Annotated in this window: 14 protein-coding genes; 8 read left to right on the forward strand and 6 right to left on the reverse strand. The window is 40.1% G+C overall.

What is annotated here, in order from left to right:
* Window positions 1-204: 204 nt before the first annotated feature.
* The 5 genes from parE to BK139_RS02410 all read left to right on the forward strand — a co-directional run bounded on the left by parE (window position 205) and on the right by BK139_RS02410 (window position 7798).
* Entirely contained in the window at window positions 205-2187 is a 1983-nt protein-coding gene (gene parE, locus BK139_RS02390; protein WP_076256414.1) for a DNA topoisomerase IV subunit B, read from the forward strand.
* Window positions 2184-4628 carry a DNA topoisomerase IV subunit A gene (parC, locus tag BK139_RS02395; RefSeq protein ID WP_076256416.1) on the forward strand — a complete coding sequence of 815 codons (2445 nt, stop codon included), beginning with the start codon at window positions 2184-2186 and terminating at the stop codon, window positions 4626-4628. The genes parE and parC overlap by 4 nt, the downstream gene beginning before the upstream one ends.
* Before the next feature lie 324 nt (window positions 4629-4952).
* The gene (locus tag BK139_RS02400) at window positions 4953-6383 is read left to right on the forward strand and encodes an alanine/glycine:cation symporter family protein (RefSeq protein ID WP_076256418.1); all 1431 of its coding nucleotides are present in this window, start codon (window positions 4953-4955) and stop codon (window positions 6381-6383) included.
* A 104-nt stretch (window positions 6384-6487) separates the two neighbouring features.
* A complete protein-coding gene (locus tag BK139_RS02405) occupies window positions 6488-7249 on the forward strand; it encodes a hypothetical protein (protein ID WP_076256420.1) in 762 nt (253 codons plus the stop codon).
* A 75-nt stretch (window positions 7250-7324) separates the two neighbouring features.
* Entirely contained in the window at window positions 7325-7798 is a 474-nt protein-coding gene (locus tag BK139_RS02410) for a staygreen family protein (protein ID WP_076256422.1), read from the forward strand.
* Window positions 7799-8396: 598 nt separating this feature from the next.
* Here BK139_RS02410 and BK139_RS02415 read toward each other — a convergent pair.
* From BK139_RS02415 to BK139_RS02425, 3 genes are all read right to left on the reverse strand, one after another.
* Window positions 8397-8768: an rRNA methyltransferase gene (locus BK139_RS02415; RefSeq protein ID WP_076256423.1), complete on the reverse strand. Its 372-nt coding sequence runs from the start codon at window positions 8766-8768 to the stop codon at window positions 8397-8399.
* Between the two features lie 30 nt (window positions 8769-8798).
* A complete protein-coding gene (locus BK139_RS02420; protein ID WP_076256425.1) occupies window positions 8799-9590 on the reverse strand; it encodes an LAGLIDADG family homing endonuclease in 792 nt (263 codons plus the stop codon).
* 93 nt (window positions 9591-9683) lie between these two features.
* On the reverse strand, window positions 9684-9980 hold the full coding sequence (locus BK139_RS02425) for a hypothetical protein (protein WP_083675282.1): 297 nt from the start codon (window positions 9978-9980) through the stop codon (window positions 9684-9686).
* 234 nt (window positions 9981-10214) lie between these two features.
* Between BK139_RS02425 and BK139_RS02430 the strand changes: the two genes are divergently transcribed.
* From BK139_RS02430 to BK139_RS02440, 3 genes are all read left to right on the forward strand, one after another.
* Entirely contained in the window at window positions 10215-10418 is a 204-nt protein-coding gene (locus BK139_RS02430; protein ID WP_076256427.1) for a DUF1657 domain-containing protein, read from the forward strand.
* Between the two features lie 68 nt (window positions 10419-10486).
* Window positions 10487-10693 carry a DUF1657 domain-containing protein gene (locus BK139_RS02435; RefSeq protein ID WP_076256632.1) on the forward strand — a complete coding sequence of 69 codons (207 nt, stop codon included), beginning with the start codon at window positions 10487-10489 and terminating at the stop codon, window positions 10691-10693.
* A gap of 18 nt (window positions 10694-10711) precedes the next feature.
* The gene (locus BK139_RS02440; RefSeq protein ID WP_076256429.1) at window positions 10712-11569 is read left to right on the forward strand and encodes a DUF421 domain-containing protein; all 858 of its coding nucleotides are present in this window, start codon (window positions 10712-10714) and stop codon (window positions 11567-11569) included.
* A 66-nt stretch (window positions 11570-11635) separates the two neighbouring features.
* Here the strand turns inward: BK139_RS02440 and BK139_RS02445 are convergent, their stop codons facing one another.
* The 3 genes from BK139_RS02445 to htpG all read right to left on the reverse strand — a co-directional run bounded on the left by BK139_RS02445 (window position 11636) and on the right by htpG (window position 15587).
* Window positions 11636-13000, reverse strand: a complete 1365-nt coding sequence (locus tag BK139_RS02445) for an amino acid permease (RefSeq protein ID WP_076256431.1) — start codon at window positions 12998-13000, stop codon at window positions 11636-11638.
* A 102-nt stretch (window positions 13001-13102) separates the two neighbouring features.
* On the reverse strand, window positions 13103-13444 hold the full coding sequence (locus tag BK139_RS02450; RefSeq protein WP_076256433.1) for a hypothetical protein: 342 nt from the start codon (window positions 13442-13444) through the stop codon (window positions 13103-13105).
* A 265-nt stretch (window positions 13445-13709) separates the two neighbouring features.
* Window positions 13710-15587, reverse strand: a complete 1878-nt coding sequence (gene htpG, locus BK139_RS02455) for a molecular chaperone HtpG (protein WP_076256435.1) — start codon at window positions 15585-15587, stop codon at window positions 13710-13712.

Below are 15587 nucleotides of genomic sequence, written 5' to 3' on the forward strand. Positions count from 1 at the left end.
AGATCTTATTTGCCAAAACCAAATAAATAGATAAAATAAAGCATAGACCATCCTAATTTATATGGTAAAATATAAGTATAGAACACCTGTTCGAACGTTGTTTTTTCACAATGAAAATTGGCCGTACAGCCGAATTCTTATGGGGTGTTCCAATGCCGTGTTTTCAGCGGCAAGTGTTTTGCAGGAAATGAAAGGGGTATGTTCGTGGCAAGAAATCAGGAAGCTTTTGACTACAATGATGATGCCATACAGGTACTCGAAGGGCTTGAAGCGGTTAGAAAACGCCCTGGGATGTACATTGGAAGTACGGATGCAAGGGGTTTGCACCATCTTGTATATGAGATTGTCGATAATGCTGTCGATGAGGCATTGGCAGGTTACGGGGATCATATCATTGTCAGAATACATAAAGATAATTCTATTAGTGTACAAGATAAAGGACGCGGAATGCCTACAGGTATGCACAGAATGGGCAAGCCGACTCCAGAAGTCATATTAACTGTCCTTCATGCCGGGGGAAAGTTTGGCCAGGGAGGCTATAAGACAAGCGGCGGGCTTCATGGTGTTGGTGCATCTGTCGTCAACGCCCTTTCCGAATGGCTTGTGGTTAAAATTAAACGTGACGGCTTTGTATATGAACAGCGTTTCGAGCTGGGCGGCAAGCCGGTGACCACATTGGAAAAGATCGGCAAGACAAATCAATCAGGGACCACCATTCACTTTAAGCCGGATCCGTCGATTTTCTCGACAACCACCTATAATTACGAAACGCTTTGTGAGCGTCTTCGTGAATCTGCTTTCCTTCTAAAAGGAATGAAAATAGAAATCATAGATGAGCGTAATGATTTTCATGACGTTTTTCACTATGAAAACGGCATAGAAGCATTTGTAGAATATTTAAATGAAGAAAAGGATGTTCTGCACCCTGTCGTAAGCTTTGAAGGCGAAAGCAATGCAATTGAAGTGGATTTTGCTTTTCAATTCAATGATGGGTACTCGGAAAATGTTCTTTCATTCGTCAACAATGTCCGCACAAAGGACGGCGGTACGCATGAGGCAGGGAGTAAAACTGCGATGACTAGGGCTTTTAATGAATATGCCCGCAAAGTGAATCTTCTGAAGGAAAAAGATAAAAACCTGGATGGAGCGGATCTGCGTGAAGGATTCACGGCGATCATCTCTGTTCGTGTTCCTGAGGAGCTTCTGCAGTTTGAGGGACAGACGAAAGGCAAGCTGGGGACCAGTGAAGCACGTTCTGCTGTCGATTCAGTTGTTTCCGAGCATTTATCTTATTTCCTTGAAGAAAACCCTGAGACAAGCTCTCTGTTAATTAAAAAGGCGATAAAAGCTTTCCAGGCAAGAGAAGCGGCCCGCAAAGCACGTGAGGAAGCAAGAAGCGGGAAAAAGCGGAAAAAATCGGAAGCAATGCTTTCGGGAAAACTGACTCCGGCCCAATCGCGGAACCCTCAAAGAAATGAATTATATCTGGTTGAGGGTGATTCTGCCGGAGGGTCAGCCAAACAGGGCCGGGACAGGCGTTTTCAGGCTGTGCTTCCGCTTAGAGGTAAAGTAATCAATACAGAAAAAGCAAAGCTTGCGGATATCTTTAAAAATGAAGAAATCAATACCATTATCCATGCCGTTGGGGCAGGTGTTGGCGCGGATTTTAATCTGGATGATGTCAACTATGATAAGGTAATCATCATGACAGATGCCGACACTGATGGAGCGCATATCCAGGTCCTTTTGCTCACGTTCTTTTACAGGTATATGAAACCGCTGCTTGAAGCGGGAAAGGTATTCATTGCGCTGCCTCCTTTATATAAAGTCAGCAGAGGGTCAGGCAAAAAAGAAGTGATTGAGTATGCATGGAGTGATGATGACCTTCAGGATACCATTAAAAAGGTGGGTAAAGGCTACATGCTCCAGCGTTACAAAGGGCTCGGGGAAATGAACGCCGACCAGCTGTGGGAGACAACTATGGATCCGGAGTCGCGCACATTGATCCGCGTTAAAATTGATGATGCAGCCAGAGCTGAACGCCGTGTGACCACCTTGATGGGCGATAAGGTTGAACCCCGCCGCAAATGGATTGAATCGAATGTGGCATTCGGCCTTGAAGAAGATGGAAGCATACTTGAAAATGAAAATATTTCAGTACTAGAGGAGGAGGGTGTTGACTCATGAGTTCTGCTGAAAAATTCCGGGACCTTCCTCTTGAAGATGTATTAGGCGACCGCTTTGGGCGTTATAGTAAATATATTATTCAGGATCGTGCCCTTCCTGATGCACGTGATGGGCTAAAGCCCGTTCAAAGACGGATTCTTTATGCCATGCACGTAGAAGGAAACACACATGAAAAGGGCTTTAGAAAGTCCGCTAAAACAGTCGGGAATGTAATCGGCAATTATCATCCGCATGGCGATACTTCAGTTTATGACGCGATGGTGCGGATGAGCCAGGATTGGAAGGTCCGTAACCTTCTTGTGGAAATGCACGGAAATAATGGGAGCATCGATGGAGATCCCCCGGCAGCCATGCGTTATACAGAAGCCCGTTTATCTCCCCTTTCTTCCGAATTGCTGAGAGATATTGAGAAAAGAACCGTTGAATTCATCCCGAACTTTGATGACACGTCCAGTGAGCCAACCGTTTTGCCGGCAGTTTATCCGAATTTGCTTGTCAATGGCTCAACAGGCATCTCTGCGGGGTATGCAACTGATATTCCGCCCCATCACCTAAATGAGATTATTGATGGTGTTATTTTACGGATGGATAAGCCTGATTGTTCCATAGATGATCTGATGGAGCATATCAAAGGTCCGGATTTCCCTACAGGAGGCATAATCCAGGGAGTCGATGGAATAAAAAAGGCTTATGAAACAGGAAGAGGCAAAATCATTGTCCGCGGAAAGGCTGAATTTGAGGATTTGCGCGGAGGAAAAAAACAGATCGTCATCACTGAGATTCCTTATGAAGTGAATAAAGCAAATCTGGTCAAGAAGATTGATGAGTTCCGCCTTGACCGGAAAGTGGAAGGTATTGCTGAAGTCCGTGATGAAACAGACCGGACCGGCCTTCGCATTGTGATCGAGTTAAAAAAGGATGCAGATCCTGAAGGTGTGCTTCACTACCTGTACAAAAACAGTGACCTGCAGATCCCCTATAACTTCAATATGGTTGCCATTCATAATCGCCACCCGAAATTAATGGGGTTACGAGAGTTGCTGGATGCTTATATAGGCCATCGTAAAGAAGTCGTTACACGCAGATCCCAGTATGAGCTGCAAAAGGCCGAGGCGCGCCAGCATATCGTTGAGGGTCTCATGAAGGCTCTGTCAATACTGGATGAAGTGATTGCAGCGATCCGCGCTTCTAAAGACAAACGGGATGCGAAAGATAATCTGATTGCCAAGTTTGAATTCACTGAACCTCAGGCAGAAGCAATTGTTTCCCTGCAGCTATATCGCTTAACCAATACCGATATAACCGCCTTAAGAGCAGAGGCCGAGGAGCTTGCTAAGCTAATCGGCGAGCTTAAAGCTATTCTCGAAAGCGAGAAGAAGCTGCTCTCTGTTATTAAAAAAGAGTTAAGGGATGTCAAAAAACGCTTTGCTGATGAACGCCGTACCAGAATTGAAGCGGAAATCGAGGAAATCAGGATCAATCTTGAAGTTCTGGTAGCAAGTGAAGATGTTATTGTAACGGTAACGAAGGAAGGCTATGTCAAGCGTACCAGCCAGAGATCGTTTGCCGCCTCTAACGGGCAGGATTTCGGCATGAAGGATTCAGACAGAATTATTGCCCAGCTTGATATGAATACAACCGATGTTCTCCTTGTATTTACGAATAAAGGCAACTATCTGTACTGCCCTGTTCACCAGCTGCCGGATATCCGCTGGAAAGACCTTGGTCAGCATATTGCCAATATCATTCCGATTGACCGGAATGAATCGATTATCCGGGCAATTCCTGTAAAAGATTTTGAGACGGAAGATTATCTTCTCTTCATGACGAAGAACGGCATGGTAAAGAAAACCGAACTGAAATCATATAAGGCACAGCGATATTCTAAACCGCTGGTTGCTGTCAATGTAAAGGGCGATGATGAAGTTCTTGACGTTTATTTAACAGATGGCACGAAGGAAATTTTCCTTGCGACCCACCAGGGATACGGCCTTTGGTTCCATGAGGAAGAGGTCAGCATTGTAGGGGCAAGGGCTGCCGGCGTTAAAGGCATTAATCTCAAAGACGGCGACTTTGTTACAGGAGCTCAGCTTATAGAGGACCCGAAAGAGCAGGCTGTCGTGATTGTTACACAGCGCGGCTCCATGAAAAAAATGAAGCTGACTGAATTTGAACGAACCTCCCGTGCCAAGCGCGGTGTAGTGATGCTTCGTGAATTGAAATCAAACCCTCATCGTATTGTTGGGTGTGTAATTGTCCGCAGTAAAGATGACTTATACATTGAAACAGAAAAAGGGCATATAGAAGCAGTTAATGCTTCGTCAATTCGTTTTAATGACCGCTATTCAAATGGATCGTTCATCATTGACGATTCCGAAAGCGGCAAAGCAAAATGCATCTGGAAGGCTGAAGCAGAAAATGCCGTCAATGCAACTGAATAGAATTAACAGCCCCTGTGAATACAGGGGTTTTTTGTCTGCTGTGATATCATCTTTTAAAATAAAAACTGTATCAAAATAGTTTGAATAATGTTATTCTTTTGAAAGTTTATTTGCATAAAAAATTAATACTAGTTTAAATGGAAGCGATTAAAAATATTTCATTGCATAGTGGAAAAATCCATTCTAATCCGCTTAATATCAAGGTTCTTGTTGCATATTCTCTCCTGCGAATGAATATTCGACTTGTCTATTAAAAATTCTTTTGATAGATTATAAGGTGTGTGTTGTTTTTGCAAGATAATAAAAATAATTAGGGGGAATAGCATGGGTTTATTGGAAACAATCGTAGGCTTTCTAAATGATCTTTTATGGACGTACATTTTGATTGCCGCATTAATTATTCTTGGTTTATTTTTCAGTTTTAAAAGCAGGTTTGTCCAATTAAGATATTTTGGTGAAATGTTCAGAATATTGGGCGATAAAGCAATGGTATCTGCTGAAGGCAAAAGAGGGATATCATCTTTTCAGGCCTTTACTATTAGTGCAGCTTCCCGTGTTGGTACAGGTAATATTGCCGGTGTAGCAACTGCGATTGCTGCAGGGGGACCTGGTGCTGTCTTCTGGATGTGGCTTATCGCATTTATTGGGGGAGCTTCAAGCTTCATTGAAAGCACACTTGCCCAGATTTACAAAGTAAAAGATAAAGATGGTTTCCGTGGTGGACCTGCCTACTATATGGAAAAAGGCCTTAACAAGCGCTGGATGGGGATCATTTTTGCAATCATTATTACATTCTGTTTCGGATTGGTCTTTAACTCTGTCCAATCGAACACCATCTCTTTAGCGTTTAATGAAGCGTTTGGCACTAGCCGTCTAACAATCGGAATTGTGCTGGCGGTATTAACGGCGGCTATCATTTTCGGCGGTGTTAAACGGATTGCGCATGTCTCTCAAGTTGTTGTGCCGATTATGGCGGTTATATACTTAGCTGTCGCTATCATCATTGTTATCATGAACATTACTGAAATCCCTAATCTGATTGGCAGCATAGTCAAGGGTGCATTTGGAATTGATCAGGCTGCGGGCGGAGCAATGGGTGCAGCTGTGATGATGGGTATTAAAAGGGGTCTATTCTCAAATGAAGCAGGTATGGGTAGTGTACCAAATGCAGCGGCAACAGCAGCGGTTTCCCATCCTGTAAAACAAGGACTGATCCAAACCCTTGGTGTATTTGTGGATACGATCTTAATCTGTTCTGCTACTGCGTTTATTATCCTGCTATCAGGTGATTATGCGAATTCAGATCTTACTGGCATAGAATTGACTCAGGCAGCTCTTAGCACACATGTTGGATCATGGGCACCTATTTTTATTGCAGTTGCTATTTTCTTATTTGCTTTTACTTCGGTTATCGGAAATTATTATTACGGAGAAACCAATATTGAATTTATTAAAGAGAGCCGCACTGCGCTATTTATTTATCGCCTGGCTGTAATCGGAATGGTTATCTTCGGATCTGTAGTTGATTTAGCTATCGTTTGGAGCCTTGCTGACTTATTCATGGGCTTAATGGCGATCATTAACTTTATAGCGATTATTTTGCTTGCTAAAGTCGCCTATGCCGCTTTAAATGATTATAAGGCACAGAGGAAAGAAGGGAAAGACCCAGTGTTTTATGCGGATTCTATCCCAGGTCTAAAAGGGATTGAATCCTGGGAAACAAAAGAAAGTGCTTTAAAAAAAGAAGCTAAATAATGTATTTATCACAGCCTCTTATCCTTAGGATAGGAGGTTTTTTTGATTTTACATGTTATTTCCAAAATTGGGCAAGATAATAAAAAAATAGGGAGGATACGTAAATGAAGAAGGAATTGCTTTTTGCGTTTGCGGCTTTCTTTTTTATGTCTTTATCCGCTATAACCGGTGTATATGCAGGTGAACAAGAACAAAAGACTGTAACGCTGTCAAAAGATAAAGTGGATGTTACCGGTGATAATAAGGCAGACTCTGTCTATATTAAGGGTGTCTATTATGAGGAAGGCGCTTCATTTTTAAAGGAGATTTCACTTGAAGTAAAGGCGTCAGACGGTAATACGTATAAAGCGGAGCTTGAGGGAGGATATGAACCTCAAATACAGTTTGAAGATTTAAACCGTGATTCAATCAAAGATATGTATATTAGTATTCCAACTGGCGGAAGCGGAGGCCTGTCGAATTTTTATTTATATACTTTGAAGGACTTTAAGCTGGTTGACCTCTCCGTTCCAGATCCTTTAGTAATTAATAGTCAATTTGAAAATGGGTACAAAGCGAATATCAGCATACAGGAAACAAAACAATCGTATACGTTCGATTTACGGGACAGGAGTGAAGAGTATGAACGGCTCGGTCTGTATGTAAACGGGAAGCTTAGCGAGCCAACTGAGCTTATGGTAAATCCTTATAGCACTTTGAAGATCATCCCTGTTGAAGGGAAAGAGGGATTAATGGGAGTTCAGAGAATAAGCGGGGCCTATAATGCAGATACCATTGCCTTTGTAGAGTCATTTTGGCTGTATGAAGATGGGAAATGGAATTTAAAAGATACCAAAGTCATGAAAATGAATTCCCGTAAGCGTTAGTGGCTGGGCATTTGTCACGTTTTTTTATGGCTCCCATATACTGGGCATAAGGAAATTTGTATAGGGGGGCTTCATGTGAGCAAATTTAATCCATCTAAGCTGTCGGTAAAATATTTGCCTCCTGCGACGGAATTCAGACCCGTAGACAGCAGGAAATATACACTTACACACTCAGATGCAAGCGGAGAATTATTTTTGGCAATAGGCGGATGCTATGATTTTAATGCAATTAATCCTAAATTCCGTGATGAAGTTTTTGCTGAATGGATTCCGCAAATGGGGCAGTATGTTCTGAGCGGTAGGGTGTATATCAGCAGCGGGGAATTTGATCATCAATACTCAAAAATAAGGTTTCTCATTTTCCAGAAAGAATTAAATCTGGCGCTGACAGCCATGGTCTATGGAGACCGGTCTTTTTATTCCAACTATCCATGGCTGCTTGATTCGCCAATCTTTATATACTTTGAATCTGTTTATCCGGAATTCAGCAAGCTGATTTATTATGGGACACCCAGAAAGTATTTAACTGCCGCACTGATGCCAGTGTGATACACTTAATCGGAACGCGTGTTCGCGTTGTGGTAAAAACGCATTTATTAACAGAAAAGACGCTGTACCAAATCATATAAACACTGGAGCGATCGAAATGAAGAAGGAATTAGAAAAATACATTTGAATTAAGTTATGAATCTGATGGAAAAATAGGTGAAGAGAATAAAGATCAGGCAGAAATGTTCTTTAATAGTACACAGGATAGTGAATAAAAGACTGACGAAGGTTGTGCGTAAAAATATTATGTAAACTAGTTGGTTTAAATATAAATTATAAGAGGGGCTTATAAATCATCAGAATATCCCTTAAATAAGGATTAAATCAATATTAGCTGGAGCATCAGAAGTAAAGCCAGGAGTTTAGTGAAAATGAATTTGGCTGTTAATAAATTCAGCTGAAAGTTCATTTAACAATTAACAATTCTATAAATGCGTTTTAAACAAGCAGGATTAATTTGATGAAAATTTTAATCCTGTCTCACTATCTTAAGTATACTTTGATAATGAGACAGTATTTTTATTTCAATTCATTACTTCCTATAATATATATTATGTTCGGGGCGTTGTAATATATTTTAAGAATAAAGCAGCTGCTGCTACTCTACCCTGTTCTTATAGCTGCTGTTTTTTATTTTCTCCAGATTTATAAAACGTACACTGTATTCAATAACATCATTTATAAAGAGTCCGTGGTTGTTTGCGAAATCTTTAACTTTTTCCAATAAGACTTTATCGTAGGTTGTCTTGTATTGAACTCGATCCTTTGGCCGAGTTTTTTTATCATATGTAATAAAATCCTGATTCAATACTTCTTGAAGTCCGCTTTCAAGCAGATAGTTAATATGAGTGTCATGTTCTGCTGATAAAGTTTCTAATTCATTTAGTATAGACTTACTTATATTTGTCCTGAATTTTACTCTATTCTCGTCAGTTTTTTGAATTAACTTGCCATTTACTAATTCCCACATTATTACGCCCGCCTCCTGTTTAATGGTAAATTATTTATTTAAATTTAAGGTCGAATGTATCAGCATATTTGCCTTCTTTTGTGATTCCAAGTGCTCAACAGCATCATTATATAGAATATTCGCAAGCAAAGGAAGATAGGTTTTTCCTTTTACCCATACTCGATATATGAGGTTTCCCGTGATGCTCACCTCAATAGTTATTTCGCTTCTTAAGCTCCAATTTTCAAAAACAGTTAGTAAGCCTTTGGCAAATGTTTGGCTAGCTGTTGTAATATTCATCACATACCCTTTTTTCTGCACCCAGCCATCTCCATCTATTACGCCTCTTATAAAAGAAGCCATATATTCTTCTGGAACCTTGGGAAATGGAACAATTAAAGATTTATTTGCTGTTATACCTAACGCTAACAAATCATTTTTTATTTTTTTTGAATTAATGACTAATGTCGGAGTTGATTTAGTTTTTCCTGCAGGTGCCAGGATATAGTCTGCTTCCATATACTTTGCGGCTAATCTTAAAATATCTTCATTTTTTTGAGTTAGAGTTATTGTGTTTATAGTTTTATTTATACACCCGTCTGTAATTATTAATCCTAGGACCCACGCCATTTCATTAGACCATGTCTTAAAGAAACCCTCATTAACCATATTCTTTCTGGGTTGTCCAGATGATCGACTCCGATTCATTTCTATTTTATGTTTATATAGTACATTGCGAATGGCTCTGTCGCTTAAACCTATGATCTTTGTCATTTCCTTAAAACTCATCCCGCTTTTATACATATTTATGATTTGCTTATCATCAATTTCAGGATTTCGCATTTTTATCCTCTCCCTTTAATTTATTATATCAAACATATGTTCTTGTTTGTTGAAAAAATATAAAAATGCCCACATACTTGTGGGCATTTCCATCTATTGCTTCTTCTTCTCAAAACCAAGCTCATCTGCCATTTCAGTGAGTGCTGACAGGTTTTGGTTCTTAAAAGCATTGTTCATATTTGATTTGTTCATGATCTGCTGCATGGGATGCATATTGGCGCTGTGGTTTCGGCTGCGTGTAAAAGCTACCGCTGCTGTGCTCAGCACTATGCTGATTAGTGATCCCCATAGCCAGCCCCAGTTGCTCTTTCTTTTTACGCCAAACATATTCATCATTGGCCTGCGCATATTCCCCATATTATTGAAAAGCGCTGAAATCCAGTTATTCAACTGCAAGCACTCCCTTATTATAAAACGAATTTGGATGAGATTTTAATCATCCGGTTCTTAATTTTCACTTAGTGGAATGCAAATATGCTGGCAATTTTTTTGATGGTCCTTTTAACTCCAGTTAAACAAATACTTCTTGAATACCCAGCAAAAATCAGCAGACTAATCACATATAAAAGTTGAAAAAAGCCAAAATACACGTGTGATTTATTAATACAGAAAGCAGGTAAGACCATGACAGTTGGAACTCAAGTAAAACAAGCTATTGCAGGGTTAAAAAGCGCTCAGGCAAGCCTTGAAACCTTTGCTCTTGCTACCGAAAATCAAAATGCCAAGCAGCTGTACCAAAGCGCTGCCCAGCAGACACAATCCATCATTGATAGCCTTGAACCAAGGCTTCAGGAAATTCAGAAAGGAGAGCCTCAATATAATCAATAAATCAAATGGCTGGCTTTTGCCAGCCGCCGTTTTATATAAAAACTCTTATGAATGGTGTGATTTTCCCGATGACCATTGCTTCTGATATCAGTCAATGTCTTGCAGCAATACGTTCTATCGAAGCACAATTATCCAGCTTTGCATTAACTTCAATGGACGAAGAAGCAAAGCGTCTTTTTCATGAATCTATGCTGGATATTAGCACAATAAAAAATGATTTGGAAAGCAGAAAAAAGGTTATTGAGTTTGAGGAGCCTCAATATAAACCAAATTAATTATATGGAGATGAAATTATGCCTGAGTGGCTGCTGATTGGTGCTCGTTCTATACTGTTTGCGGGTGTTTTGTTTGTTATTACAAAAATGATTGGAAAAAAACAAATTTCAGAGCTTTCCTTTTTTGAATATGTATCAGGCATCACCATTGGGAGTATAGCCGGTGAAATTATTATGGGCTTAGACAACCATTGGGCAAGCGGAATTCTTTCTATTATGATCTTTGGTCTTGTTACATTATTTGCTGATATTCTAGCCTTAAAGAGCAAAAGCTTCCGCGATTTCTTTGAAGGAAAAGGGACAATATTTATTAAAGATGGAAAGATTCTGGAAGACAACTTAAAAAAAGAAAGATACTCTATTGATGACCTATCCTCCCTGCTGCGCCAAAAAAATGTCTTTAAGGCTGCCGATGTGGAGTTTGCAGTTCTGGAGCCTCGTGGTGACCTGAGCATCATGCTGAAGAAGGAAAACCAGCCGCTCACTCCAAAAGATCTTCAACTGAACCTGCCTCAGGAAAAAGAACCGCAAACGGTTATTATGGATGGTAAAATTCTAAACGATCCATTGGCCGGGTCGGGAAAAAACCAAAAGTGGCTGAAAGCTGAGATCGAGAAATTAGGCCTTGCTCAGGAAAATATTTTTTTGGGACAAATTGATTCATTTGGTGATTTAACAGTGGATGTATATGATGATTTAATTAAGGTTCCTGCACCCCAACAGCGTCCTCTGCTTCTGGCCATGATTAAGAAGTGTGCAGCGGACCTTGAAGTATTTTCATTGCAGACTGATTCAAAAAGTGCACAGAAAATGTATGAAAGAAATGGTGAAAAGCTGAATCAAATTATTCAGAAACTGACTCCGTACCTAAAGTAATTTTGCCTTCCCTCCTTCTTTCTTCCATCCATCAAAAAACAAACACCAGACATTTGGTGTTTGTTTTTAACAGGTTCCTTTTCCTTCGTTCTTCCATACTGCCTTTTGCATAATCAGAGCTGCAATCGCTATTATTGCAACGAAAAGTAAGCTTACGAAAAAACCAAACCGAATTGATTTTTCAAGTAATGTTCCGCTGACCGCAGCAAGGATCAGGATCAGTCCAAAAATGGCAAGGAGCTTGCCAAATATCTTGTTCTCCAATATCCGCAGCGCAGAAATAATGATGAAAGACCAATTGAATAAAATCATGATTCCTGCAGCAGTGGTAATGTATTCATAAATTTTCCCTGGCAAAAGCAGAGCTGTTACAATGGATGCAATTAAACCGGCTGTTGCAAGTGCGAGTGATGGCAGCGGCAGGTCCTTCCACTTTTTTATCTTTTTTGAAAAAAGATTTGGAGCATCGCCATCAATAGCTAAAGTAACCAGCAATGATGTTACTCCAAACAGTGAAGCTGTCATGGTTGAGAAGCCCGCAATGATGATGGCTGCGTTAAAAACGTGCGGGAAAAAGTCCAGGTTATAATGTTCCATGGCAGTCACAAACGGACTTTCTTTTTCATTAAATTCCCCATGTGAAGCCATGTAAACGGCTAAGCCAAGTGAAATGACATAAATGATGACCAGGACTATCAGCATGATAATGCCGGCTTTGGGAGCATCTTCTTTCTTTTTTAACCTGGTAGCCATCAGCCCGATTACTTCTATTCCTCCGTATGCATAGAACGCATATATTAAAGATGACCAAAAGCCTTTAAAGCCCTCTGGAAACCAGTCACCGGCAGACCCCGGGAATCCCGGATGTTTGACATCTCCATCCATTATCCCTGCCAATGCAGCAAAAGCCAGGATGATAAACATGATGATAGCAGCAGTTTTAATAACTGCAAAGAGGTTTTCTGCCTTATCAAAGCCCTTGCTTCCTGTTAGGACTACAATAATCGAAAGAATGGCATAGCCCGCTGCAAAAATCCAAAGCGGGACATGCGGGAGCCAAAATCTCGTTAATATGGATAGAGCGGTTAACTGGCTCCCCATAATTAATATATTTGAGCACCAGTAATTCCAGCCGCAGCTAAATCCTGCCCACTTCCCATACGCTTTATTGGCATAATAGCAGAAAGATCCTTCCTGAGGGTCTTCTGCTGTCATTTTAGCTAAAAGATTATAGACTATATAAGTTCCGATAGCCGCTAATATAAATGAAAATACAATGGCTGGTCCTGTAATCTTGATTCCAATGGCAGACCCCAGAAAAAATCCGGTCCCGATGGTGCAGCCCACACCAATCAGTGATAATTGCCACCATTTTAAATCACCTGATTTACTTTCTTTCGAGGAATTGCCGCTTGGAAGAAAAAAATCCATGATGTACCTCCCTCATTGCGTCGCATGCTGGCAAAAAAATAAGCCGATTCAGCTGCTGATCGGCTTCCGTTTCGATGCCACATGGAAAATTGCCAAAAAACCTTATTTCTTTTTCTCGGAACTGTCGCTCTTTAATCCTGTTACAGTTCTGAACAGTTGAGTGTGCATGCTTCCCTGGACGATATCCTCCAGGAAAAATTGCTCGATCAGTTTTTTGTATTCCTCATCTTCAAACATCTTTTTGTTTTGCAATTCCATCTCTGCAAGGCCCTCATATGTGGATAGGAAAGCATATGTATGATCATCTCCTGAAATTGGCGACAATAGCTCCACCTTGTGCTCGTAATTTTCGTTCCGGTAACTTTGGATCATCCTCAGATTTTTTAGAGCTTCAACGAAATTATCCTGCTTCACTTCAAATGATTGGTAAACGAAAACAGACATGTTAATCTCCTTCCCGATTCTGGAATGTATTTGTTCACCTTCTACCAGGTGGAATGGTTGCTTGGAGTTTTCAATATTTTCGAAGCCGTACCATGTCAAGAACGTATAGTAAAGGACAAGGCATATATTTCAGGGTAATTGCCTTGCTGTGAAACATAGCACTCCATTATTGCTTAGTGTGTTTATTGGTACATAAAATATTCCTTAGAATCGTTAAACAAATAACAAAAAACAGCCCAATGGAATCGGGCTGTTTGTATAGTTATTAGACCATAACTTTGCAGATATCATTCGTAAACTCCACAGGGTCGCTGATTGGCAGGCCTTCAATCAGCAAGGCCTGATTATATAGGAGGTTTGTATAGAGACTTAACTTTTCCTTATCATTTTCCATTGCATTTTTTAAAGCCTGGAACACCTCATGGCTTGAATTGATTTCCAGTACCTTGTTCGCTTTAACATTTTGATTGTCAGGCATGGTGCTGAGGATCTTTTCCATTTCAATGGTGACTTCGCCATCTGCAGTCAGGCAAACCGGATGGCTTTTAAGCCTTTTGGAAATCCGGACATCATTTACTTTTCCTGATAAAATCTCCTTCATGCTGCTGAATAAATCCTTATGCTCTTTTTCTTCTGATTCGGTTATCTTTTCTTCCTCATTCTCTATGCCGAGATCTCCGCTTGAGACTGACTTAAATTCCTTTTCTTTATAGGACATCAGCATTTTAATGGCGAACTCATCAATATCTTCAGTAAAGTACAGAATTTCATAACCTTTGTCCGCCACGAGCTCAGTTTGTGGAAGTTTTTCGATTCTTTCGTTTGACTCTCCAGCAGCATAATAAATATATTTCTGGTCATCCTTCATTCGAGATACATATTCATCAAGTGATGCCAATTTCTTTTCTGTTGAAGAATAGAACATCAATAAATCCTGGAGCGTTTCTTTATGGGTTCCGAAATCGCTGTATACACCATATTTTAATTGTCTTCCAAATGACTTATAAAATTGTTCATATTTTTCCCGCTCATTTTTCATCAGCTGCTGCAGTTCATTTTTAATCTTTTTGCTGATGTTTTTCGCAATAAGCTTCAGCTGCCGATCATGCTGGAGCATTTCCCTTGAGATATTAAGTGATAAATCTTCGGAGTCTACCATCCCTTTGACAAAACTGAAGTAATCAGGCAGAAGATCTCCACACTTATTCATGATTAAAACGCCATTCGAATAAAGCTCAAGGCCTTTTTCATATTCTTTTGAGTAATAATCAAAAGGAATATTCTCAGGAATATATAAAATCGCATTATAGCGGATTGTACCATCCACACTTATATGGATATGCTTTACCGGCTTGTCAAAGCCATAATGCTTTTCCTGATAGAACTTTTCGTAATCCTCGTCTGTCAGTTCACTTTTATTCTTTCGCCAGATTGGGACCATGCTGTTTATGGTCTGCTCTTCAATATTTTCCTCATACTCGTTTTCGGCATCACTTTTAGGCTTACTTACCTTAACATCCATTTTAATAGGATAGCGGATGAAATCAGAGTATTTTTTTATGATCGACTTTAAACGGTACTCCTCAAGGTATTCATCATAGCTTTCATCTTCTGTGTTTTCTTTAATTTTTAATATAATTTCAGTACCGACCGCGTCTTTTTCAAATGGTGCAATCGTATAACCGTCAGCACCATGGGATTCCCATTTGTAGGCCTGGTCACTGCCAAGTGCTTTGCTGATCACTGTTACAACATCTGCGACCATGAAAGCAGCATAAAACCCTACTCCAAATTGGCCAATAATATCATGCCCATCTTTAATCTCATTTTCTTTCTTAAATGCGAGAGAACCGCTTTTGGCGATGACACCCAGGTTGTTTTCCAGTTCTTCTTTAGTCATGCCAATGCCGGTATCTTTGATTGTTAATGTCCTGTTCTCTTTATCAGGAACGATTTTTATGTAGTAACTGTCTTTGTCAAACGTTAAAGAATCGTCTGTAAGTGCTTTGTAGTAGATCTTATCGATGGCATCACTGCTGTTGGAAATAAGCTCCCTCAGGAACACCTCTCTTTGAGAGTAAATGGAGTTAATCATCATTTCCAATAATCTCTTGGATTCTGCCTGAAACTGTTTTGTTTCCAT

Source organism: Paenibacillus sp. FSL R5-0490, from assembly GCF_001956215.1.
Taxonomy (GTDB): domain Bacteria; phylum Bacillota; class Bacilli; order Bacillales; family Cytobacillaceae; genus Cytobacillus.

Bases quoted from the DNA above. Each gene is read 5' to 3' on its own strand.
- parC (WP_076256416.1), top strand. From the start codon at position 2,184: ATGAGTTCTGCTGAAAAATTCCGGGACCTTCCTCTTGAAGATGTATTA.
- BK139_RS02400 (WP_076256418.1), top strand. From the start codon at position 4,953: ATGGGTTTATTGGAAACAATCGTAGGCTTTCTAAATGATCTTTTATGG.
- BK139_RS02405 (WP_076256420.1), top strand. From the start codon at position 6,488: ATGAAGAAGGAATTGCTTTTTGCGTTTGCGGCTTTCTTTTTTATGTCT.
- BK139_RS02415 (WP_076256423.1), bottom strand. From the start codon at position 8,768: ATGTGGGAATTAGTAAATGGCAAGTTAATTCAAAAAACTGACGAGAAT.
- BK139_RS02420 (WP_076256425.1), bottom strand. From the start codon at position 9,590: ATGCGAAATCCTGAAATTGATGATAAGCAAATCATAAATATGTATAAA.
- BK139_RS02430 (WP_076256427.1), top strand. From the start codon at position 10,215: ATGACAGTTGGAACTCAAGTAAAACAAGCTATTGCAGGGTTAAAAAGC.
- BK139_RS02435 (WP_076256632.1), top strand. From the start codon at position 10,487: ATGACCATTGCTTCTGATATCAGTCAATGTCTTGCAGCAATACGTTCT.
- BK139_RS02440 (WP_076256429.1), top strand. From the start codon at position 10,712: ATGCCTGAGTGGCTGCTGATTGGTGCTCGTTCTATACTGTTTGCGGGT.
- BK139_RS02445 (WP_076256431.1), bottom strand. From the start codon at position 13,000: ATGGATTTTTTTCTTCCAAGCGGCAATTCCTCGAAAGAAAGTAAATCA.
- BK139_RS02450 (WP_076256433.1), bottom strand. From the start codon at position 13,444: ATGTCTGTTTTCGTTTACCAATCATTTGAAGTGAAGCAGGATAATTTC.
- htpG (WP_076256435.1), bottom strand. From the start codon at position 15,587: ATGGAAACAAAACAGTTTCAGGCAGAATCCAAGAGATTATTGGAAATG.